The following is a 21,091-nucleotide window of genomic DNA, read 5'->3' on the forward strand; positions in this document are numbered from 1 at the left end:
ATTTTTATTCGTATAATCGTTTCATAAAAAAGGTCTCATTTTTTATACCATATCTTGCTAAAATTAGAATATTTTTATATGTTATTTGTATCTTTGAGTTTATATTTGTTCTTCAGATCAGGTTTTCATTCCTAAGTATTGAGCTTTATTTGATCGCTGGTATGCTCATAGGTTTTTCACTATTTTTGTTTGCTGTTAGTCTATTTTACGATATTTTACGTAGTATTTTTTCTAAAAGTAATTTTAGTCCAACAAGACGAAAATTTATAAAATTTTGTTTTGATATTACATTTGTCATTTTTGTAATTGCTTGTTTTTTAAAAGGTATTTTCAATGCTTTAACACCACCAAAGATCAGACAAGTAGATATAAAAATAAAAAATTTACAAAGCACCATAAAAATAGCCATGATAACGGACGTGCATATAGGAGAATTTCTGCAGAAAGATTTTATGAAAAAACTCGTCAATGACATAAATTTGGCGAATCCTGACATCGTAGTGATAGTGGGCGACTTAGTTGATGTAAATGCTGCTTTTATAGGAGATTTTTTGGAGCCATTAAAAAGTCTTAAAAGCACTTATGGGACTTTTTATGTCCCTGGCAATCATGAGTATTATCACGGGATAGATGGTATTTTAGAAAAGATCAGTTCTCTTGGCATAGAAATTTTAGGTAATAAAAACAAAAAAATTGCAAGTATAAATTTAGCAGGCGTTTACGATTTGGCTGGTATTAGGTTTAAACATTTAGAGCCAAATTTGGATGAAGCATTGATAGGATGTGATCCATCGCTACCTACTATCTTGCTCTCTCATCAGCCAAAATTTATAAAATCAATGCAACAAGACGTTGATCTAGTGCTTTGCGGACATACACACGCTGGTCAAATTTTCCCTTTTGGTCTTTTGGTTTTACTTGATCAGGGATTTTTACATGGCCTTTATAAGATTAATGATAAAATGCAAGCTTATGTTAGTAGCGGCGCTGGATTTTGGGGGCCTCCTGTTAGAATTTTTGCTCCAAGTGAGATTGCAATATTAAATTTAAGTAAGGAATAAAATGAATAAAGACAATCTGTTTTCTCAAATTTTTGGAAAGGTTGCAAAGATTAAATTCTTCAAACCACTTCAAGAGGCCATAAATTCTTTTTACATAAAGCTGTTTAAGATAGATATGAGCGAGTTTAAATTAGCAAATGAATATAAAAATTTAAATGAGCTTTTTACTAGAAGGCTCATAAAACCAAGAGATTTTGATGCAGCAGATGAGATATTTATAAGCCCAGTTGATGGTACTTGTCTTAGTTTTGGTAGCACAAAGGAGCTAAGGGCCTTTAGCATAAAAGGCATGGAGTATAGTGTAAGTGAGCTATTGGGGCAGAGTGAGCTTGAGGGCGAATATGACTTTGCAAATATCTATCTTAGCCCAAAAGATTATCATCATTATCATGCGCCTTGCGATATTGCCATTAAAAAAGCTATATATATTCCGGGTAAACTTTACAGTGTGGCTGCAAAATGGCTTGCAAAAGTGGATAGTCTTTATACAAAGAACGAACGCGTAGCACTATCTTGTGAGATGAAAAATAGTAAAAAACTTTGGCTTGTTTTTGTAGGTGCGCTAAATGTCGGAAAGATGAAATTTTGCTTTGATGAGCGTATACAGACAAATGCGATGGCAAATTTTACACAAATTTACGAGTATGGAAATTTACATATCAAAAAGGGTGAACGCCTTGGGAATTTCGAGCTTGGCTCAACTATCGTGGTACTTAGCGAAAAAGATGCGATCGAATACAATCTCTTTGAAAACAAAGAGCTTAAATTTGCTGAGACCATTGGAATAATAAAATAAATATGCTAGGCATATAAGTAAAATTTTTTATACCCTACTTGGCCGGTGTCCTATTTGCTTAGATTTTAGTGGCAAGTTTTATATAGTCTTTAAAAATTATTATAAATTTAAAAGTTTGTAAAAGATGATGAATATATTATTTTATCTATCGAAATCTTTCTTGCTTTAATTGTGTTCTTCATTAAACCATCAACCTCTGTAATCAAGTTATTATCTTTACTTATAAAACCTATATTGATATCACAGAGTTGATGGCATTTACATCATTACTTGTATAGAGAAGCTTATGTATCAATAAAGATTATTAATAAGGCATAAGATAACTTAGTATATTTTTTAAAAGAATTTTTATCAACTATAATAAGGAAGTTTTAATTTACCTTATGCAGCCCAAGGATTAAATATTTTTTGACTATTTAGCCCAAAAGAGGGCTAAATTTAAACATTAAACCTAAAGTGCATTACATCGCCATCTTGTACGATGTAGTCTTTGCCTTCAAGCCTCATCTTGCCAGCCTCTTTGGCTCCGTTTTCGCCGCCATGTGCGATGTAGTCATCATAACTTATCACTTCAGCTCTGATAAAGCCCCTCTCAAAGTCGTTGTGGATGACGCTTGCTGCTTTTGGCGCTTTCCAGCCATTTGTGATCGTCCAAGCCCTTACTTCAACGACGCCAGCGGTGAAATAACTTATCAAATTTAGCTTTGCAAAAGATGTTTTGATGATCTTTTCAAGGCCGCTCTCGCTCGTGCCAAGAGATGCCAAAAACTCGTGAGCCTCTTCATCGCTTAGACCTATTAGCTCCTCTTCGACCTTCGCGCAAAGCTTGATCACCTCGTGGTCTGAGGCTTTAGCATACTCTTTTAGTGCTTTTACAAATTTATTATCTTCGCTAAGCCCCTCTTCATCGACATTTGCGCCATAAATTACCTCTTTTGCGCTTAGTAGTCTTAGCTCTTTGTTGAGTGCCAAAAACACCTCGCTATCTCTTTGCTCAAAGCTGCTTGCGCTTTTGCCATCATTTAGGTGAGCTAGAAGTAAATTTGCTATCTCAAGCGCCTCTTTAGCGCCTTTTGCATTTGCTTTTGCCTCTCTTGTGAGCTTTTCTATCTTTTTGTTTAACTGCTCGATGTCAGCTAGTATCAGCTCGGTTTGGATGATCTCGATGTCTCTTACTGGATCGACGCTGCCCTCGACGTGAGTGATGTTCTCATCCTCAAAGCAGCGAACTATGTGTAAAATAAGCTCGGTTTCTCTGATGTTTGATAAAAATTTATTGCCAAGTCCCTCACCAGAGCTTGCACCTTTTACAAGACCTGCAATATCGACAAATTCGATGGTTGAATATTGAATTTTATTAGGACTAACTATCTTTGCAAGCTCATTTAGCCGCTTATCAGGCACTGGCACGATGGCTTTGTTTGGCTCGATCGTACAAAATGGATAGTTCGCACTCTCGGCATTTTGCGCCTTTGTAAGTGCGTTAAATGTCGTTGATTTGCCCACATTTGGTAGGCCTACGATTCCAACTGAAAGTCCCATCAATTCTCCTTGTTAAGTGCTTGTAAAAAGTATAAATTCATCCTAACGCCAGCCCCACTCGCACCTGCTTGGTTGTATCCCCAAGCCTTTTCGCGGTACGCTGGACCTGCGATGTCGAGGTGTAGCCACTTATCTTTGTACTCATCTTTGATAAATTTAGCTAGAAACATGCCAGCTGTGATCGCGCCGCCATATCTGCTTGAGGCGCAGTTGCTAACGTCTGCGATCTGGCTTTTGATAAGCTCGCTAAGATAAGGGTTAAAATCAAGCATAGTCGCTAGTTCGCCACTATCTTTTATCTTGCTTTTAAACTCGCTTTTTAGGCTATCGCTGTTACCCATGATGCCTGTTGTGTATTCGCCAAGTCCCACGACGCAAGCGCCAGTTAGGGTTGCCATGTCGATTAGGATGTCTGGCTTAAAGTCTTGTGCGTAGCTTAGGCAGTCAGCCAGCACTAAACGTCCCTCTGCGTCGGTGTTTCTCACCTCTATGCTAACGCCACTTCTTGAAATAAGCACGTCATCAGGCTTGTAGGCGTTGCCACCGATCATATTTTCAGTGGCGCCTAAAATGGCGTGAATTTCAAATGGTAAATTTAGCTCCGCTGCACCTTTTATGATGCCAAGAGCTGCTGCTGCACCGCTTTTGTCTGATTTCATCGTTAGCATATAATCAGCTGGTTTCAGGCTAAGGCCGCCGCTATCGTATGTTAAACCTTTGCCAACAAAGATGATGCGTTTTTTAGACTTTTTAGGCTTGTATTCTAGGTGGATGAGCCTTGGTTTATGCACACTTGCGCGATTTACCGCCAAAAATGCGTTCATATTCTCTTTTGCTAGAAATTTCTCGTCATAGACCTCGCACTTTATGCTTGCGATGTTTTTGGCTAAATTTTGTGCGTCTTGCGCCATCTTTTGCGGTGTGTAAATTTCTGGGATTTCATTTACGATATCTTTTGTGAAATTTGTAGCACTTGCTATTATCTCCGCCTCTTTAAAGCCCTCATTTGCTGCCTTTAGATCGACCTTTTTACCAGCGAATTCTTCAGTAGAAAAGATGATCTCTTTTAGGGTGTATTTTTCTTTTTTCTCTTTATACTTGTTAAATTCATAGCTCCCAAGCAAAAAGCCCTCAGCAAGTGCTTCAAAGCTTAGTTTTTGGCACTCTGCTACGTAAGAAGCTAGCTTTATGCTCTTAATGTTTAGTGACTTTAGTGCGTTGTAAGCTTTAGCGGCTGCAACTCTAAGCTCGTCAAGATCAAGCTTAGAAAGTGGCACGTAAGCCCTTTTTGCCTCGCTTAGAATAAGGACGCTATCGCCTTTATAATTATTAAATTTAATAGCCTCTTTATCGCTTATAAATTTATGTTTTAAGTCCTTATCTACTACGAAAATTAGTTCAATATCAGCTTTTATATCTTTTAATTTTTTATCAACTATTTGAAACTGCATGTCTTCTGTCTCTCCTTTCGTTTAAAATTTTATTTTCGATGCGCTTAAATGTATATATCAAAAGCCCCATAAATATGGCAACCACTGGGATAGCAACGTACCAGTGTTCTTTTGCTTTTTGAAGTAGCACTAATATATGCTCGCCAAGTATCCAAGCAGGTATTGTGGTGATCGCCGCCCAGCACCAAGCGCTGATCAAATTTATAAAGGCGTATTTTTTAGCATCATAGCCAGTAAGTCCTATGCAAAGCGGGATGATGACGCGAAAGCCATACATATAGCGTTGCAAGAAGATAATCGGCCAGCCGTATTTTTTCAGCATTATGTGCGCCACTGCAAATTTTCTCCGCTGCGTGTGAAGCCTTTTTGCGATGTATTTTTTATTGTAACGGCCAAGATAGAAGTAAATTTGATCTCCTACAAAGCCTCCAAGTCCAGCCACAAAGATAGCAAGCGCGATGTGCATGTGCGTGGTGTGAGCGAGAATTCCAGCCATTATTAAGGCCATCTCGCCCTCCATGATACACCAGACAAAAAGTATGATGTAGCCGTACTCTTTAAGCAGTTCTATAAAAAACTCTTCCATTCTAAACCTCTAAAACGCTGTAAATTTTAGTAAGCGACTTTAGCTTTTTGCTACCTTTTAGATCGACTAGATCTATGAGAAAGCACGCTTCTACGCAGGTTGCGTTAGTTTGATTGATAAGCTCAACTGAAGCTTTTGCAGTGCCTCCAGTGGCTATGAGATCGTCCATCAAAAGCACTCTAGCGCCCGCTTTTTCTCCAAAAGCATCGATGTGAATTTGCACTTCATCGACGCCGTATTCTAGGCTATACTTTTGAGAAAGTGTGATAAAAGGCAGTTTTTTTGGCTTGCGAATAGGCACAAAAGGCAGCCTTAGTCTTGCTGCAAGCGCCGCACCAAAGATGAAGCCACGTGACTCGATGCCAGCTATGTAATCAATCTTTGCGTCCTCGTATCTAGCTACCAAATGGTCTATCAAAAAGTTAAACGCCTCTTTGTTGTTTAGTAGTGTCGTAATGTCACGAAAGACTATGCCAGGCTTTGGAAAGTCGTTTATGCAGCGAATAGAGTTTAGTAAAAATTCTTTGCCTTTTTGATCTAAAACTTTCATAAATTTCCTTAAATTTGATCTTATAGTAGCGCTTCGATCTTGCCTTCAAGCTCACGAATACGCTGTCTTAGCTTGTCGTTTTCTAAGCGGTACTGGGAATTTCTTGTGCGAAGTGATGTTACGTCGTTTTTAGTTTTGTTTAGCTCGTCTGTCAAGATGTCGATGTTGCCTAGACTTCGTTGGAGCTGGATCTGAAATTTTCTTATGACGACCTCGGTATCTTGGAGGTTATTTTTCATAAAATCTTTTGTCGCACGCTCTTTTTTTAGAAGCGTTTTGAAGTAAAAAACCATGACGGTTAGGTAGATCGCAGCACAAACAAGAGCGGTAAAAACGATCCACTCGCCTATCATTTGCCTGCCTCAAGCTCTATTTTTTTGACTCTTCTTTCGTGTCTGCCGCCTGCAAACTCAGTCTTTAAAAAGGCTTCAACCGCCGAGATAGCCACGCCTGCGCCAATAACCCTTGCGCCAAAAGCGATTACGTTTGCGTCGTTGTGCTCTCTTGCAAGTCTAGCGGTAAATTCGTCGTGACAAAGGGCGCACCTTACGTTTTCGTGCCTATTTGCAGCTATTGATATGCCTATGCCTGTGCCACAAACTAGCACGCCGTAGCAGTTAGGCTCAAGCTTGCTCGCTAGCAAATGCGCATAATCAGGGTAATCAACGCTATTTTTATCGTTTGTGCCAAGATCAACTACTTCGTATCCAAGCCCTTTAATAGCCTCTTTAAGCTCGTTTTTTAGCTCAAAACCAGCGTGATCGCTAGCTAAGAAAACTTTGTCTATCTTCATGAAAAGTCCGTTAAATTTTTTGTTGATTATAGTCAAAGTTGCATTAAAATAAAATTTTACTCTCAGCCAAAATGAAGCTATAATTTACCAAAAATTTAAAGGAGAAAATATGAAAAAAGCACTCTTTTTAGTGGCTTCTACGCTAGCCTTTGCAAATGAAAATTTGATAGAGATCTACACAGATCAAACCATCATCACTCAAAAATTTAGTGACGCAAATAGCTCTTTTAGCGCCTTTGTGCCAGAGGGTGTGCAGAGTGAGAACATCACTATAAATGGGGATTGTGACGCGAATGCTTATCTAAAAAAGATCAGCGAAGAAAATAGCCCAAGTTACATAAAATGGAAGCAAGAAGTCGCAAATTTAAGTAGCAAGATTGAGGCGCTAGATGCAAGAGGTAGATTTATAGAGCAAGCTTTGGTAGAAGAAAACAAAAGTAACGATGTGACAAAAAGAGCTGATGAGTTTTATAAATTTAGCCTAGATAATATCGAGAAAATTTCAGCTGCTAAAAGTGAGCTTGAAGCGCTTAAAGAAAATGAGCCAAAGAGCGAGATGGCTGGATTTTTGCAGCTTGATATGAAATTTGCTTGCGACCCAAAAGAGGCGACGCTTTCATACATGGATGATGAGGCCCCAAAGACGCTAAATGAAATTTATGCAGACACAAAAAACAAAAATATCTTGATAAAACAAGAAATTTTACTCACCAACCCATTTGCCAGCGATGTTAAAAATTTAAAGCTCGCCATCTATCCGACCAGATATCAAAAAGCGCTTGCTCCAAGCAAATTTTACCCTTGGTACGAGGAGAGCGAGGCTGAAGCTGATGGTTACGGCGCTTCAAAAAATATGCTAAGAGCTGCTAAAGTCGCCGCTGAGGTCGCTGATATGCGTGTGCAAAGAGATGAGAATGAGTTTGCCAAAATTTGGAAGATAGATGGGATAAATTTAGCAAAAGGCGAGAGCAAATATATAACTTATGATACGCAAAAAATGGATGCAAATTTTAGCGTTTTTGCTGATTTTTACGGCTCGCTAAAGGCATATAACGTAGCTAGCTTTAAGCTAAATGATGATCTAACGCCAGCCAAAACGCAGTTTTATGTTAATGGTGTTAGTGTTGGCAGTCCAAGCGAGTTTGAGATGAAAGCTAAAGATGAGCCCACTCAGCTATTTTTGGGACAAAACGAGCTAATCGAGCTTAAAAAAGAGCGATTAAATAAATTTAAAAAGAGCTCGCTTCTTGGCAAAGACCGCATAAGCGAAGAGGACTATGAGATAAGTGTCAAAAATAACTCAAGCAAGAGCATCGATGTCACTTTGGTCGATCGTGTGCCGGTATCTGCCGATGAGGCGGTAAAGGTCGAGATAAAGGGCTTTGATAAAAAAGATATCAGCAAAGATGGCAAGGTGGAGCTTAAATTTAGCCTTGCACCAAAAGAGGAATTTAAAAAAGAGTACTCTTATAAGATCACAAAGTCAAAAATTTAGAGCAAATTTGCTCTAAATTTAGCCGTTTATAAAGGCGCTTGCGATATCTAAAACGTATCTTGTCGGATAAAAGATAGTATCTTTTAAAGGCGAGACGAGGATGATGATAAGGATGACAAAGCCGTATCTTGAGATGCCCTCTAGCTTCTCAGCTAGTGCGTGAAAGCCAAAATTTCTAAGCGCGTACTCGAGCGCGTGAAAGCCGTCAAGTGGCGGGATCGGATAGAGGTTAAAGATAGCTAACATCAAATTTAAAAGTGCAAGCGTGAATAAAAACTGAAGTAAAATTTCAAAGGTTTCTATATTTAATAAAGCCTTTAGTACAAAAAGAGACAAGACGCCTAGGATGACGTTGTAACAGATGCCAGCTAGACTTACGTAGATAGCTGCTTTATATCCGCCATTTCGCACGACTGTGTAGGTATTTACAGGCACTGGTTTTGCCCAGCCAAACATCATGCCAGTGCTTAGATAAAGCACCAGCGGTACGATGATGGTGCCAACAAGATCGATGTGTTTTATAGGATTTACGCTAAGCCTGCCAAGGCTTTTTGCAGTGTTGTCGCCAAATTTATAAGCGACATATCCGTGAGCGATCTCGTGGCCGACGATGGCGATTATTAAAGAGATGACGATAGTGGCGACTTTGACTATGTCTATGTTATCAATGAAGCCCATCTACTTCGCCTTCTTTTAGAGCTTGTTTTGTAAAAAACTCATCGTTTTCTATCGTATCTACAAAGCGTCCGATACGCTCCCAGCGCACATTGTAGTTCTTGTCCCAGCTAAAATATATAAACCAAGGCTGACCGACTATGTCCTTGTAAGCCACACTTCCCCAAAAACGGCTATCGTTTGAGTGATCGCGGTTGTCGCCTATCATAAAGTACTCATCTTTTGGCACTTTGACGTAAAAAGCGTTAAAGTTAAAATTTGGATTTTGCGGCAATGAGCTAATGAGCGCTGGCTTCATAAAAACACTATCTTTATTTGTATTTAGCATGAAAACCATCTGCTCAAATAAATTTATATTTTCGTCGTAGTGGATGCCGCTAAATCTATATGGCTCTTTTATGAAAAGTTTGCCATCAAGCTCAGTTATATCGCTACATGAGTAGTCAAATTTGCTCTCTTTACCATTTAAATTTTCACGGCAGTTTGCCTTTATAAAATTATCTCCCTCTTTTGGGTGTAGATAGAGGGCTTTTTCGGTAAAAACGATCTCATCTTCGCTTGTGGCAAAGCAGCGTTTTACAAAGTGAGTTTTCTCGTCTTTTGGATAACGAAAGACGACTATATCGCCTCTTGCTGGACCATCGCCAGTTATGAGATGTCCATTGTTATTTAGCTCAGGCAAAATTTTTACCTCAAGCCATGGAATTCTTGGTGTTGGTATGCCATAAACATACTTTTTAGCAAATAAAAAATCCCCAACCAAAAGCGTGTTTTTCATCGAACCAGACGGGATCACAAAGGCCTGAGCTACAAAGAAAATGACAAGCAAAACGATGATAACCGTGCCTGTCCAGCTCGAGCAAAAGTCATAAAATTTAGTAAAAAATTTTTTCATTATTACGCTCTTTTATGGCTAGCTATCTTAGCTTGGGCTGCAAGGATTGTGTTATTTAAAAGCATCGCAATCGTCATCGGGCCAACGCCGCCAGGAACAGGCGTGATGTATGAGCATTTTGGTGCGACCTCGTCAAAATCCACATCGCCCACAAGCCTGCCATCATCAAGTCTGTTTATGCCTACATCAACGACTACTGCGCCATCTTTTACCATGTCAGCCTTTAAGAAAAATGGGCTACCGATGGCTGCAACGATGAGGTCAGCATTTTTGCAAATTTCTTTTAAATTTTTAGTCTTGCTGTGAGTGATCGTAACTGTTGCTGAAGCGTTTAAAAGCAAATTTGCCATAGGCTTGCCAACGATATTACTTCTACCTATAACAACTGCGTTTAGTCCAGCCACATCAATGCCATACTCTTTTAAAATTTCCATCACGCCAAGCGGTGTGCAAGGCACAAAGCCATCAAGTCCGCTAACAAGTTTGCCAACATTTACAGCGTGAAAGCCATCTACGTCTTTTGCTGGATCGATCGTTGCTAAAACAGTGTTTGTATCTATATGTTTTGGAAGTGGCAACTGCACCAAGATGCCGTGGATACTATCGTCTAAATTTAGCACATTTATAAGCGCTAGAAGCTCTGCTTGGGTTGTATTTTCGCTTAGACGGTGAGCTACGCTTTTTATGCCGTATTCGTTGCAGGCTTTTTCTTTGGCTCTAACGTATGTTTGAGATGCTTTATCTTCGCCTACCAAGATAACAGCTAGGGTTGGCTCTACGCCAAATTTTTTTAGTTCTTCAGCTCTTACTTTTACGCTTTCTTTGACCTTTAAAGATACGGCTTTACCGTCTAAAATTTTCATATTGGATCCTTATTTAAAAGCTTTTTTAATCACAAGGGTGGTATCATACCTAAAATTAAATTAAATTTTTAAAAGAGAGGTTTATGCGGTCTGTTTTTTTGATTTTGCTTTTTTGTGTGGCGATTTTTGGTGCTGATTTTATCACAAAGACTGAGTACGCCAAAATGCTCTACCTAAATCCACGCGGCATAGGATGTGATAAATGTCACGGTACAAAGGGCGAGGGCAGTCTAATCTCTAAATACAAACACTTTGACAAAAAAGCAAACAAAACGGTTGATGACGAGCTTAGAGCGCCAAAGATAAACGATATAGAATTTGAAAGCTTTAAAGCAGCTCTTACAAAGCCAAAAGGCGTCATGCCAAGCTACTTTTTGACAGACGAGGAGACTACGATTCTTTATGAGTACATTACAAATAAGATAAATACTCCTTCAAAAGTAGCAAAAGCGCAAAATTTAAGCAAGCCAGTTGCTGCTGATACGACGCAAAAACAGCCAGAGCAATCTGCCAAAGCCGCCCCTGCTACAAAACCAGCAGAACCAGCTAAAACTACCACAGCTAAGCCAGCTGAGTCAGCAAAAACCGCTACTACGCAAGCACCAAAGTCGCCAGTAAAACCAGTAACAAATCAAAAAGATAATCAAAAGACAAATTTAAAAACACAAAATCAAAAGGATAAAAAATGACAAATAAAGAGGCATTTAGCGAAGCCAAAAAATATATCCCAGGCGGCGTAAATTCACCAGTACGCGCATTTGGTAGTGTTGGTGGTGAGCCTGTGATGATAGATCATGCAAAGGGCGCCTATCTATACGACGTCGAGGGCAAAAAGTATCTTGACTTCATCCAAAGCTGGGGACCGCTCATATTTGGCCACTGTGATAAAGATATCGAAGAGGCGATCATCTCTGCCGTAAAACAAGGCGTCTCATACGGTGCTCCGTCACCAAAAGAGACCGCTCTAGCAAAGCTAATATGTGATGAGTTTAAACAAATAGATAAAATTCGCTTCGTTAGCTCTGGCACGGAGGCTACCATGAGCGCGATCAGGGTGGCTAGAGGATATGCCAAAAAAGATGGACTTATCAAATTTGAAGGCTGCTATCACGGACACAGCGATGCACTTCTTATCAAAGCAGGAAGTGGCGCAACGACATACGGCAACGCTTCAAGCAGCGGCGTGCCACAAGACGTTGTGAAAAACACCTATTTAGCAGTTTATAACGATATCGAGAGCGTAAAAGCTATCTTTGAAAATAATAAAGACAAAATAGGCGTCGTCATAATTGAGCCTATCGCAGGAAATATGGGGCTTGTGCCAGCTAATAAGAAATTTTTAGAGGAGCTTAGAGCGCTTTGCGATAAATTTGGCGCTGTGCTTATCCTTGATGAGGTTATGAGCGGCTTTAGAGCTTCTCGCCTCGGCTCATATCCATTTCACGAAGTAGATGCTGACCTTGTCACATTTGGCAAGGTTATAGGCGGAGGCATGAACGTCGCTGCATTTGGCGGCAAGGCTAAGATAATGGACTGCTTAAGTCCTGATGGCGCTGTCTATCAAGCAGGCACGCTAAGTGGCAATCCAGTAGCGATGAGTGCTGGCATAGCAGCGATTTCAAAGATAAATAGTGATCCAAATTTATACGCTAGACTTGAAAAGCTTGCTACAAAGTTAATGGACGGCTTTAAAGAGGCAGCAAAAAGCGCTGGCATCACCATCCAAACTGATGTTCGTGGCTCTATGTTTGGCTACTTTTTTACAGATCATGCAGTAAAAAACTACGATGATGCGCTAAAGAGTGACACAAAACTCTTTGCTAAATTTCATCAAGCTATGCTTAAGCGTGGAATCTATCTAGCTCCAAGTCAGTTTGAGACTGGATTTGTCTGCGATGCGATGAGTGAGGCGGATATCGATCTAGCGGTAAGCGCAGCCAAAGAGGCATTTTTGGAGATAAAAGCCTAATGGCAAAATTTAAGATAAAAGATATCGTAGCGGGTGCTGAGCAGCTAAGTCTTGGCGTTTCAATCGTAGTTGCGATCTTGCTTGGCACTGGGCTTGGGTATTTTGTAAAAAAGGCTACAAATTTCACGCCAGCTCTTTGGATAGGCTTTGCTATCGGTATTGCAGCTGCTATTTTAAATGTCTATAAGGCCTACAAAGCACAGATAAAAAGCCTAGATGAGCTAAAAGATGAAAGCAGATACAAAGGCTACACAAAAGACGATGATGAGGACGATTAGTAGGCTTTTGATTTGCTATTTTGCGCTTTGGCTGGCTCTTAGCGTGGTTGGCAAATTTATATCAAATCAATTTTTTATAAGCTCGCAAATTTCATTTTTTGCCTCGCTTATCATCTTAACGGCTAGCTTTTTTGCCTATAAAAACCGCATAAATTCTCGGCTAGAAAATGCAAGAGATGAAATTTTAGCCAAGATAGAAGAAGAGGACGATGAAGATGATGAAAATTTTGGACAAAATGAGGCAAAAGAATTTAGCCTAAAAGATGAAAAAGTAAGGCTAAAAAAGCAGAAATTTTCATTTAAAGATAAGAGTTTCGCAGCAGCCTTTATGCCTTACCGCTTGGTGGTTTATGCGATACTTTTTTTTGGATTTATTTTTTTAAAAAATGAAAATTTACTAAACGTGCCTGGCTTTTTAGTGGGGCTTGCTCCGATGCCTATTGGTGCATTTATTTTTGGGCTTATGGAGAATAAATTTAATACCATAAAGGATACTGATGGCAAGTAGCTTTAGGATCATCCGCTCGATGGGACCGCTATTTTTGGGCATGAGTTTGCTTTTTATCGGAAATGGTCTAGTCATCGCATCTTGTAGCGCACTTCTTAAGCAAAATGGAGTGGGCGAGCTAGAGATCGGATTAATCAATACAGGCTTTTTTGTGGGTGCGTTAATTAGCACCATTACAGCTCACAGAGTCATCTCAATTACTGGCCACATAAGAGCCTTTGCCATCTTTTCAGCCATTTTTGCAGTCTCAGCTATGCTTCATGCGGTAAATCAAAATTTAGCATTCTGGGCGATATTGCGTGCATTTTTGGGATATTGCTACTACGCGCTTTTGATGGTTATAGAAAGCTGGCTAAATGCAAAAATTCCAAACAAAATAAGATCTCGCGTGATAGCCTTTTATGAAGGCGTTTTTTACACGAGTTTTGGACTTGGCATTTTGATCTTAGCGCTTGATCTTAATACCTTTGAAATTTTCATCATCAGTGCAGCTTTTATCATGCTCTCAAGCATTCCATTAAATTTGATCCGTATAAATCAGCCTCAAATCCCAGAGCGTCAGCCCATAAATATCCCAAAAATTTTTGGTATCGTCCCGCTAGCCCTCGTAGGAGCGCTTGTTGCGGGCTTAGCAATAAATGGCTTTTTTTCGATGGCAAGCCTTTTTGTCTTGCTTCAAGGATACGGCACAAAAGAGGCTTCATTTTTTATGACGGTTGCGATGATCGGTGGCTTTTTAGCTCAAGTTTTTATCGGTAGTTTCTCTGATAGATATGGCAGAAGGCCAGCTATTTTGCTTTGTAGCAGTGTGGCTTTAATAAGCGCAGTTTTATTTTTACTAAATGGCAAAAATTTAACGGTTGAATATCTGCTTTCATTCTTTTTCGGGGCTGGAATTTTTTGCACATATGGGCTTTCTCTGGCTAGAGCAAATGACGAGATCACAGATAAAACTAAAAGCGTGCAAGTCGCACGTGCTTTGCTATTTAGCTACTCTTTGGCTTCGCTTTTCTCACCGCTTCTTATGAGCTATGCGATGAAAATTTTTGGAGCATTTGGCTTTATCTATGTCTATTTGGTGCTTTTTGCCGGGCTTATTTTATTTGCACTAACGCAAAAGACAATACCACAGCATATGAGAAAAGAGTACAACGACAGGCTCGTTGCAAGGACGGCTGGCATCGCTACTATTGAGCAAAATGGAAATTTTGCCGATAGAAAAAATAAAAAGTAAAAAATGGACGTAGGAAATTCTTTGAATATATCAAATACTTCGGTTCAAACCGGGCAAAATACTACTCAAAATGTGCCAGTTCGTAAAAATGAAGGCTCGTTTTTTAAAAATCAGCCAAGCGTACAAACGCCTAGTGAGCAGAGCATTTCAGAGACACTTGATAATGTTGGAAAACTCGTTGCAAGAGTGCTTGATGATCTAAAAAGTGCTTCAAGTCTTAGCAAGGCTGAACAAATTTTATCTCAGGCAAAAGATACGAAAATAGCTCCAAATTTAGCCAGCGAGCTATCAGACCTTGCAAAAAGCTTAGAAGCTGAGGCAACCCAAAATGAAAGCCCTGAAATAAAGAGCCTTGCACTAAAGCTAAAAGAATTTCTAAAACCAATAGCCGATCTAAAAGCCGGCTCACTAAATGATCAGATCAAAAACTCAGGCGTAATGCTTGAAGCAAATTTAAAAGATGCACTTAGTCCAGAGAAGCTTCCAAGCTCAGTTCAGAAGCTACTAAGCGATATAAAAAATCTCTCAAGCGGGAATTTACTAAATCAAATTTTAACCCTAAATGATGAAAAATTAGACAATCAAAACTCTTTTTCAAAGCTTGCTTCTATACTTGAAAAAGCGAGTAGTGACGCAAAAAATATCCTTGATAACTCAAGCATAAAAACCCTTTTAAAAGATGTTGATAAGCTTGATAGTGTGGTTAAATTTTTAGATAAAAATTTTTCAAAAGATCAAAATGGCGAGCTAGTAAAAAATCAAATAGGCAAAATGCAAAATTTCATCTCAAATTTAAGCGAGAAAGTCGCAAGCCTAGCAAATGAAAAGCTAAATCAAAATTTTGGTTTTAGCCAAAATCACAAAGAGCTAAAAACTATCCTTGATAGCATAAAAAACGATCTAAAAACGCTAAATAACATAGGCGATGAAGCAGGGCTTGTAAAAGCGTTTAATGAGATGAGCGATGTTTCAAAGGATGGTAGCTTGCAAGATAAGCTCCAAAGCGCGGCGAGGCGTCTTGCTCATAGCCTAAGTCTTGCTGATGCTAAGGCAAGTTTGGCTAAAAATGAGCTAAGTGAGAGTAAGGCACTTTTAAAACAGTTAAATCTCGCTACAAACGATATAAATAACATTACGACTAAAAATAGCAGCGAAATTTCAAAGGTGCTAAGCCAAGATATAAAAAGTACGCTTTTAAATATCAGTGAAAAGAGTCAAAATCCGCAAAGCGTAAATGCAGCAAATAAGATGATTTCGCAGATCGAGATGCATCAAATGATATCAAGTCTTCAAGGAGGGATCCAAACCTATATGCCTTATATTTGGGACGGCGTTGAGGGTGGAAATATCGCATTTAAGAAAGGCAAAAAGGATAAATTTTACGCTCAGATCGATCTAAATTTTAAGAAATTTGGACAGATAAATGTGATGGTTGGACTTATTGATAAAAGGTATATTGATCTCTCGGTAGCTACACAAACAAATGAGTTTAAGGAGCTAATCATTTCAAACTCTAGCGAATTAAAACAAGCAATATCAAAGCTTGGACTCATAGTTTCAAACTTTAATATCAAAACTTTGTCAAAAGTAAAGCTAAATGATAGATTTAAAAAATTTGGCGGCCTTGATGTGGGCTTTGATAAGAAAATTTAATGCAAGTAAATAAGAAAAAAGCAGTAGCTCTTGGCTACAACAGATCTAAAGATAATGCTCCAAGAGTGCTGGCTAGTGGCGCTGGCGAGATAGCAAATAGAATAATTGATCTTGCAAAAGAGCATGATATACCGATCAAAGAGGATCCTGACCTTATTGAAATTTTAAGCAAGGTTGAAGTTGATCAAGAAATTCCACCAAATTTATATAAAGCTGTTGCTGAAATTTTTAGCTTTTTATATAAGATCACAAAGAAATGATCTATAAATTTGCTTAAAAATTAGCAAGGCATATAAAGAGTGGCAGGGATATTGACGATATACAAAAAAGTGGCGTAAGCTAAATATTAAATTAAAAATTTAAAGGCTATTTGTGGCACAAAAATTAATATTAATAGGGGCGTCTACTGGCGGGCCTGGGCATTTAAAAAAGTTATTAAAAAACGTAAAACTAAATGGAGCTATCATCGTGATAGCCCAGCACATGAATAAAATGTTTATAAACTCTTTTGCTATGCAAATCGGAAAAGAGTGTGGCTTGGATGTTGAAATTTTAAATGAGAGGAAAATTTTAAAAGAAAATACCGTATATGTCTGCGAACAAAATGTAGTGGTGTCACCAAATTTACCAATTAGCGCAAAGCCAAATACAGAAGAAAAGACTATATATACGCCAAATGTTGATGTGTTGTTTAAATCTGGAGTCGGAATTTGCAAGAGCGCAAATGTCCTAGCTATCTTGCTAACTGGTATCGGAGATGATGGTGCATCTGGGCTTGATAAGCTTTATAAGGCTGGAGCAAAATGTATAGCTGAAAATGAAGAGAGCGCGATAGTTTATGGCATGCCAAAACGTGCAAAAGAGCTAAATCAAAGCTTAAAATCATTAAATCTAACTATGATAAAAAAAGAGCTGGAGGATTTTTTAAATGCTATTAACTAATGACGCAAAAGATACAAAAACAATGCAAACAAATACTTCACAAGATATGGATAGTTTTAATGAATTTATGAATATTATCAAAACTCTTTGCGGAGTTGATCTGGAGCCAAAAAGAGATATTACATTGCAACGAATTACCATTTTTATTAGAGATCGCCAGATAAAAAGCATTAAAGATCTTGTTTCGATGATAAGATATAACTCAAGCTTACGACAAGACATTTTAAATCTAGTAACTGTAAATGAGACTTATTTTTATAGAGAGTTGCCTCAACTTAAAGATGTGATCTATTACGCAAAGGAGCTTGGAGGAGCTAGAATTTTGTGTGCTCCTTGCTCTACTGGAGATGAGTCATATTCGCTTGCAATGCTTGCTTATGAGATGGGATTTAAACAGCATGAAATTTCAATCGTAGGTATAGATATAAACTCAGAAGCCATAGCAAGCTGTCAAAATGGTATTTTTAGTGAGAGGAGCTTGCATAGATTAAGCGATTTTCAAAAAGAGAGATTTTTTACAAAAGTCGATGATAAATTTAAGATAAAAAAAGAAAATTTACCAAGGTGTGAGTTTAAAATTTTAAATGTTTTTGATGATGCTATTTTTAATCTAGGAAAATTTGATATCGTGCTTTCAAGAAATATGATGATCTATTTTGATGATGATTTTAGATTAAAATGTGTTGAGAGACTTCATAAGTTGCTTAAGCCAGATGGTAGGCTTTACGCTGGGCACGCTGATCTTGTGCCTTACACTCCAGCTTATGAAAAGCGCTTTTCAAATGGAACTACCTACTATCTAAAAAAATAAAAATTTGCCAAGTCGCCTTTTAATTTGGGCGACTTAATTTAAAATCAATCACCTTATTTTGTAGCTTTTTAATACGATGTGATAGTAAAAAGCCCCTACAAAAAAGAGGCTTCCCATAAAACTCGCAATCATCTCAACACTAAGTCCAATATCATAAAGCAGACCAATGATAAATGAAATAAGAGCGCTAAAGCCAAGAAAAACCATATCGTTATATGCAATCACTCGGCCATAAAATTCTTTTTTACAGTTTTGCTGAAGCATCGTATAGGTGTAGCTCCAAAGACTTGATGTGCAAAATCCAGCAAAGATAATGCCAATAAGCGATAGATAAAAATTCCAGAGCGATAAAGCCCAAATAATAACACCAAGGCCTTGTCCGATATATACGAAAATAAGCGTATTTTTATTTATAAATTTACTAAGTATAGCTGGAGCAAACATGAGTGAAATGGATCTTGAAGTATTTAATAATCCTATAATTAGCGATGTCGAGAGTAAATTTGCATATTTGTAATCAGCCAAAAGTGCGATCAATGCGTCATAAGCGGTAATGCCAACAAAGGCGTGCAAGAATATAAGATGCACGATAAGCCTGTTTTCTTTTAAATACACAAGGCCATTTTTTAGCATTTTTAGTGGTTTTTCTATAAATTCTGGCTTTAGACCTTGTAAATTTAAAAAATATAAAAATCCAAAGCTAAGAATGTATAGTATGCCATCAAGCAAAAATGCGCTTTTAATACCAAAAAAGTGTATGTAAACTCCAGCAAGCCCCATGCCAGCAGTGTATGAGACCGCCCAGATGATAGAGTGGATCTCGTTTGCGAGTTTGAGATTTTCTTTGCTTAAAATTTTTGGCAGTACGCTCATCTCTACTTGAAAATACATTCCGCCAGTGCCATTTCTAACAAAAATGATGAGTAAAAGTAGCCATAAAAAATCAAGTGAGTCTATAAAAAGAAGCATGAAAACGCTTATCGTCTCAACTGCCATCATGATGACAAGCATTGGCTTTGGGCTAAATTTATCAACTAAAATTCCACTAAATGGAGCTATGACAACACCTGGGATAAATGCCATCGCCGCACTTAGCGTGATCGCCCAAACAGGAGCGTCAAGCTTGATAAGAAGGGTAAAAATACCTGTGTGCGAAAACCATACGCCAAAATAGCATATAAGCTGAATGATGCTTAAGAGGTGAAAATTTTTCTCTTCTTTTAAAAGTTTAAGATATTCTTTCAACTTATTGATTCCACATTAGCGTTATTTGCTCTATCTTTGTTTCATCTGGGATATCGTTTAGGCTTGTTATCTCTTTGGTAAGTGGATTTTTTAGTGTGATTAACATATCGTGGCTATCTATTTTTAGATAGATATTGTTTTTATCGCTACTAAATTTAGAGATAACAAGAGAATTTTTTATATCTTTGAAATTTGATTTAAGGCTGATATTTTCTGGAGTTTTAAACTCATTTGAGTAAATCTCAATACTTGTGATAATGCCATTTAGCAAGGTGTATTCAAAAATTCTTTCATTTTTGTTTGTTACGATGTAGCTGTTTTCTTTTTTTGTGTTATCCCGTTTTATGTTTTTTGAGCCATAAATTTTTATCACATCTCTATTTGCTGATTCGTTTGTCAGCTCTGCAAAAAAGCCTTTGCCAAAGAGATTTTTTTGATCTTTATCTTTTTTATATCGTCCGCTTATGTGAGCATTTTTACAAATTTTATCGTTTGCTACTAGAAAAATTGCATTATTTATCCTGTGTATGCTTAGAGTAATGCCTTTTTCATCTAAAAGGTAAAAAATTCCCTTGTCGTAAAGTAGCTCTGAGCTAAACTCGCAAAGTGGCGAGCCATTTTTTAATGATGAATAAAAACTTATTTTCGCACCATTTTTACTTGGCACGATTACGATATCTAAAAAGTTATCTTTGCTTTTAAATTTATAAAATTTAGCAAAAAAACTATCTTTGTAAGCTTTATTTACCGGTTCAAAATTATAAATTTGAGCTAGCACGCCAACTCGCTTATTTTTCTTGTCATCAAGTTGAAGAAGTGAATTTTTATTTGGCGCAAAGTAGCTAAGATTGCCATTTTCATCTTTTAAAATGATGGCACTATCATCAACATCAAATTTGCCATTTTTTTCAACCAAGCTTACTTCTTTATCCATAGTAAGCATTGTTTTTGTATAGGTTTTGTCTTTATTTAACGTAATGATAGTTTTTATGCCTTCGCAATTTGGGCAAGGCAAAATAGTGTGAAAACTACTATAAATTGAGTTTGGAAGTATTAGCTTTTCTGGCTTTTTGGGTGTATTTGCCTGAACTAGCGGTTTATCTTCTTTTACTGTATTTTGTATGTTTTGATGTGGCTCTAAATTTTCATTTTTTGCGCAGCCAAGGATGAAAAATGAGATAAGTATGGCAAAAAGATATTTCATTTGCAACTCCTTAAAAATTGCAAAATTATATCATTTTGCCTTTAAAATTTATTTTACGCGTTTAAAGATGTATTTATCTTTTAGCTCACCAGTGACCTCTTTTTGGTCCATATCTAGCATTTTTAGGTTTTCACCTTCTATTTTATAAAAGCTCTTTTCTTTATACTCATCAATCGTTGTTATCACACCATTTTTGATCGAGTATTTGCCTTTACTAACGGCTTTGTAGTTGTCTTTTGACTTGTAGTTCATCACACTTTCAAATGTGCCGTCCTTTTTTAGTATAAGGGTTGAGTCTATACCCATGCAGCTAGCGCAAGGTAAAAATGCTTTATAAGTGCCATCGATGCTGCTAATTGGAGCTTCGCAGCTACTTTTTACTTCACATTTGCCTTGTGGGACGTTTGCATTTTGGCTAGATGAGGCACAACCTGCCAAAAGTAGGGCCGCACTTAGTGCAAATATAAAATTTTTCATGCTAATCCTTTTTGAAAATAAAATTTAAAATGTATTATAATACTTAAGAAAATAACAAATTAT

The 21,091-nt window shown here is 37.8% G+C and carries 23 protein-coding genes and 1 pseudogene; 12 read left to right on the forward strand and 12 right to left on the reverse strand.

Translation table 11 applies throughout. The features are described from left to right. The coding region (locus FZ949_RS02730; RefSeq protein ID WP_262367770.1) for a metallophosphoesterase at positions 1-1,061 on the forward strand (1,061 nt) is incomplete at its 5' end. Between the two features lies 1 nt (position 1,062). Further along, positions 1,063-1,857 (forward strand): phosphatidylserine decarboxylase, encoded by a 795-nt coding sequence (locus FZ949_RS02735; RefSeq protein ID WP_148790102.1) that lies wholly within the window; start codon positions 1,063-1,065, stop codon positions 1,855-1,857. Positions 1,858-2,295: 438 nt separating this feature from the next. Here the strand turns inward: FZ949_RS02735 and ychF are convergent, their stop codons facing one another. Genes ychF through rpiB form a run of 6 tightly spaced genes read right to left on the reverse strand, consistent with a single transcriptional unit; the run spans position 2,296 to position 6,779 of the window. Next, positions 2,296-3,399 (reverse strand): redox-regulated ATPase YchF, encoded by a 1,104-nt coding sequence (ychF, locus tag FZ949_RS02740; protein ID WP_148790103.1) that lies wholly within the window; start codon positions 3,397-3,399, stop codon positions 2,296-2,298. Further along, positions 3,399-4,850: a leucyl aminopeptidase gene (locus tag FZ949_RS02745; protein ID WP_103579540.1), complete on the reverse strand. Its 1,452-nt coding sequence runs from the start codon at positions 4,848-4,850 to the stop codon at positions 3,399-3,401. Before FZ949_RS02745 ends, ychF begins: the two co-directional genes overlap by 1 nt. After that, positions 4,831-5,436, reverse strand: a complete 606-nt coding sequence (locus FZ949_RS02750; protein WP_021083652.1) for a DedA family protein — start codon at positions 5,434-5,436, stop codon at positions 4,831-4,833. Before FZ949_RS02750 ends, FZ949_RS02745 begins: the two co-directional genes overlap by 20 nt. A 1-nt stretch (position 5,437) precedes the next feature. Further along, positions 5,438-5,986, reverse strand: coding sequence for an adenine phosphoribosyltransferase (gene apt / locus FZ949_RS02755; protein WP_148790104.1), 549 nt, complete (start codon positions 5,984-5,986; stop codon positions 5,438-5,440). Between the two features lie 20 nt (positions 5,987-6,006). Further along, the gene (locus tag FZ949_RS02760; RefSeq protein WP_002939538.1) at positions 6,007-6,339 is read right to left on the reverse strand and encodes a hypothetical protein; all 333 of its coding nucleotides are present in this window, start codon (positions 6,337-6,339) and stop codon (positions 6,007-6,009) included. Next, positions 6,336-6,779 carry a ribose 5-phosphate isomerase B gene (rpiB, locus tag FZ949_RS02765; RefSeq protein ID WP_021086444.1) on the reverse strand — a complete coding sequence of 148 codons (444 nt, stop codon included), beginning with the start codon at positions 6,777-6,779 and terminating at the stop codon, positions 6,336-6,338. The genes FZ949_RS02760 and rpiB overlap by 4 nt, the downstream gene beginning before the upstream one ends. Positions 6,780-6,888: 109 nt before the next feature. On the opposite strand from rpiB, the gene FZ949_RS02770 reads away from it, so the two are divergent. After that, positions 6,889-8,274, forward strand: coding sequence for a DUF4139 domain-containing protein (locus FZ949_RS02770; RefSeq protein ID WP_148790105.1), 1,386 nt, complete (start codon positions 6,889-6,891; stop codon positions 8,272-8,274). A gap of 18 nt (positions 8,275-8,292) precedes the next feature. Here FZ949_RS02770 and FZ949_RS02775 read toward each other — a convergent pair whose 3' ends face one another. From FZ949_RS02775 to folD, 3 genes are read right to left on the reverse strand one after another with little or no spacing between them, the layout of a single operon-like run. Then, on the reverse strand, positions 8,293-8,952 hold the full coding sequence (locus FZ949_RS02775; RefSeq protein WP_148790106.1) for a site-2 protease family protein: 660 nt from the start codon (positions 8,950-8,952) through the stop codon (positions 8,293-8,295). Next, positions 8,939-9,844 carry a signal peptidase I gene (lepB, locus tag FZ949_RS02780; RefSeq protein ID WP_103579536.1) on the reverse strand — a complete coding sequence of 302 codons (906 nt, stop codon included), beginning with the start codon at positions 9,842-9,844 and terminating at the stop codon, positions 8,939-8,941. Before lepB ends, FZ949_RS02775 begins: the two co-directional genes overlap by 14 nt. A 2-nt stretch (positions 9,845-9,846) precedes the next feature. After that, positions 9,847-10,707 (reverse strand): bifunctional methylenetetrahydrofolate dehydrogenase/methenyltetrahydrofolate cyclohydrolase FolD, encoded by an 861-nt coding sequence (folD, locus tag FZ949_RS02785; protein WP_103579535.1) that lies wholly within the window; start codon positions 10,705-10,707, stop codon positions 9,847-9,849. An 83-nt stretch (positions 10,708-10,790) separates the two neighbouring features. Here folD and FZ949_RS09260 point away from each other — a divergent pair. From FZ949_RS09260 to FZ949_RS02830, 9 genes and pseudogenes are all read left to right on the forward strand, one after another. Continuing rightward, positions 10,791-11,126 (forward strand): annotated as a pseudogene (locus FZ949_RS09260) (c-type cytochrome); the annotation flags it as partial. 266 nt (positions 11,127-11,392) lie between these two features. Further along, positions 11,393-12,676, forward strand: coding sequence for a glutamate-1-semialdehyde 2,1-aminomutase (gene hemL, locus FZ949_RS02795; protein WP_103579533.1), 1,284 nt, complete (start codon positions 11,393-11,395; stop codon positions 12,674-12,676). After that, a complete protein-coding gene (locus tag FZ949_RS02800) occupies positions 12,676-12,954 on the forward strand; it encodes an AtpZ/AtpI family protein (protein ID WP_084108504.1) in 279 nt (92 codons plus the stop codon). The genes hemL and FZ949_RS02800 overlap by 1 nt, the downstream gene beginning before the upstream one ends. Continuing rightward, positions 12,941-13,462 (forward strand): hypothetical protein, encoded by a 522-nt coding sequence (locus FZ949_RS02805; RefSeq protein ID WP_262367771.1) that lies wholly within the window; start codon positions 12,941-12,943, stop codon positions 13,460-13,462. The genes FZ949_RS02800 and FZ949_RS02805 overlap by 14 nt, the downstream gene beginning before the upstream one ends. Next, positions 13,452-14,696, forward strand: coding sequence for an MFS transporter (locus FZ949_RS02810; protein WP_103579531.1), 1,245 nt, complete (start codon positions 13,452-13,454; stop codon positions 14,694-14,696). The genes FZ949_RS02805 and FZ949_RS02810 overlap by 11 nt, the downstream gene beginning before the upstream one ends. Before the next feature lie 21 nt (positions 14,697-14,717). Further along, on the forward strand, positions 14,718-16,349 hold the full coding sequence (gene fliK, locus FZ949_RS02815; RefSeq protein WP_180998575.1) for a flagellar hook-length control protein FliK: 1,632 nt from the start codon (positions 14,718-14,720) through the stop codon (positions 16,347-16,349). Then, positions 16,349-16,609, forward strand: coding sequence for a FlhB-like flagellar biosynthesis protein (locus FZ949_RS02820; protein WP_021090972.1), 261 nt, complete (start codon positions 16,349-16,351; stop codon positions 16,607-16,609). Before fliK ends, FZ949_RS02820 begins: the two co-directional genes overlap by 1 nt. A gap of 112 nt (positions 16,610-16,721) precedes the next feature. Then, positions 16,722-17,291 carry a CheB methylesterase domain-containing protein gene (locus FZ949_RS02825; RefSeq protein WP_021090732.1) on the forward strand — a complete coding sequence of 190 codons (570 nt, stop codon included), beginning with the start codon at positions 16,722-16,724 and terminating at the stop codon, positions 17,289-17,291. Beyond that, positions 17,278-18,102, forward strand: a complete 825-nt coding sequence (locus FZ949_RS02830) for a CheR family methyltransferase (protein ID WP_103579529.1) — start codon at positions 17,278-17,280, stop codon at positions 18,100-18,102. Before FZ949_RS02825 ends, FZ949_RS02830 begins: the two co-directional genes overlap by 14 nt. 48 nt (positions 18,103-18,150) lie before the next feature. Here FZ949_RS02830 and FZ949_RS02835 read toward each other — a convergent pair whose 3' ends face one another. Genes FZ949_RS02835 through FZ949_RS02845 form a run of 3 tightly spaced genes read right to left on the reverse strand, consistent with a single transcriptional unit; the run spans position 18,151 to position 21,028 of the window. Beyond that, positions 18,151-19,347: an MFS transporter gene (locus tag FZ949_RS02835; RefSeq protein ID WP_103579528.1), complete on the reverse strand. Its 1,197-nt coding sequence runs from the start codon at positions 19,345-19,347 to the stop codon at positions 18,151-18,153. 1 nt (position 19,348) lies between these two features. Beyond that, a complete protein-coding gene (locus FZ949_RS02840) occupies positions 19,349-20,551 on the reverse strand; it encodes a copper resistance protein NlpE (protein WP_103579527.1) in 1,203 nt (400 codons plus the stop codon). A gap of 48 nt (positions 20,552-20,599) precedes the next feature. Continuing rightward, positions 20,600-21,028 carry a copper resistance protein NlpE gene (locus tag FZ949_RS02845; protein WP_103579526.1) on the reverse strand — a complete coding sequence of 143 codons (429 nt, stop codon included), beginning with the start codon at positions 21,026-21,028 and terminating at the stop codon, positions 20,600-20,602. Between the last annotated feature and the right edge of the window lie 63 nt (positions 21,029-21,091).

This window comes from Campylobacter concisus (assembly GCF_902460545.1).
Classification (GTDB): Bacteria; Campylobacterota; Campylobacteria; order Campylobacterales; family Campylobacteraceae; genus Campylobacter_A; species Campylobacter_A concisus_AE.

Bases quoted from the DNA above. Each gene is read 5' to 3' on its own strand.
- FZ949_RS02810 (WP_103579531.1), top strand. From the start codon at position 13,452: ATGGCAAGTAGCTTTAGGATCATCCGCTCGATGGGACCGCTATTTTTG.
- FZ949_RS02840 (WP_103579527.1), bottom strand. From the start codon at position 20,551: ATGAAATATCTTTTTGCCATACTTATCTCATTTTTCATCCTTGGCTGC.
- FZ949_RS02805 (WP_262367771.1), top strand. From the start codon at position 12,941: ATGAGGACGATTAGTAGGCTTTTGATTTGCTATTTTGCGCTTTGGCTG.
- FZ949_RS02845 (WP_103579526.1), bottom strand. From the start codon at position 21,028: ATGAAAAATTTTATATTTGCACTAAGTGCGGCCCTACTTTTGGCAGGT.
- FZ949_RS02760 (WP_002939538.1), bottom strand. From the start codon at position 6,339: ATGATAGGCGAGTGGATCGTTTTTACCGCTCTTGTTTGTGCTGCGATC.
- FZ949_RS02735 (WP_148790102.1), top strand. From the start codon at position 1,063: ATGAATAAAGACAATCTGTTTTCTCAAATTTTTGGAAAGGTTGCAAAG.
- rpiB (WP_021086444.1), bottom strand. From the start codon at position 6,779: ATGAAGATAGACAAAGTTTTCTTAGCTAGCGATCACGCTGGTTTTGAG.
- FZ949_RS02775 (WP_148790106.1), bottom strand. From the start codon at position 8,952: ATGGGCTTCATTGATAACATAGACATAGTCAAAGTCGCCACTATCGTC.
- FZ949_RS02800 (WP_084108504.1), top strand. From the start codon at position 12,676: ATGGCAAAATTTAAGATAAAAGATATCGTAGCGGGTGCTGAGCAGCTA.
- hemL (WP_103579533.1), top strand. From the start codon at position 11,393: ATGACAAATAAAGAGGCATTTAGCGAAGCCAAAAAATATATCCCAGGC.
- FZ949_RS02830 (WP_103579529.1), top strand. From the start codon at position 17,278: ATGCTATTAACTAATGACGCAAAAGATACAAAAACAATGCAAACAAAT.
- FZ949_RS02750 (WP_021083652.1), bottom strand. From the start codon at position 5,436: ATGGAAGAGTTTTTTATAGAACTGCTTAAAGAGTACGGCTACATCATA.
- lepB (WP_103579536.1), bottom strand. From the start codon at position 9,844: ATGAAAAAATTTTTTACTAAATTTTATGACTTTTGCTCGAGCTGGACA.
- FZ949_RS02820 (WP_021090972.1), top strand. From the start codon at position 16,349: ATGCAAGTAAATAAGAAAAAAGCAGTAGCTCTTGGCTACAACAGATCT.
- FZ949_RS02745 (WP_103579540.1), bottom strand. From the start codon at position 4,850: ATGCAGTTTCAAATAGTTGATAAAAAATTAAAAGATATAAAAGCTGAT.
- FZ949_RS02770 (WP_148790105.1), top strand. From the start codon at position 6,889: ATGAAAAAAGCACTCTTTTTAGTGGCTTCTACGCTAGCCTTTGCAAAT.
- folD (WP_103579535.1), bottom strand. From the start codon at position 10,707: ATGAAAATTTTAGACGGTAAAGCCGTATCTTTAAAGGTCAAAGAAAGC.
- apt (WP_148790104.1), bottom strand. From the start codon at position 5,986: ATGAAAGTTTTAGATCAAAAAGGCAAAGAATTTTTACTAAACTCTATT.
- ychF (WP_148790103.1), bottom strand. From the start codon at position 3,399: ATGGGACTTTCAGTTGGAATCGTAGGCCTACCAAATGTGGGCAAATCA.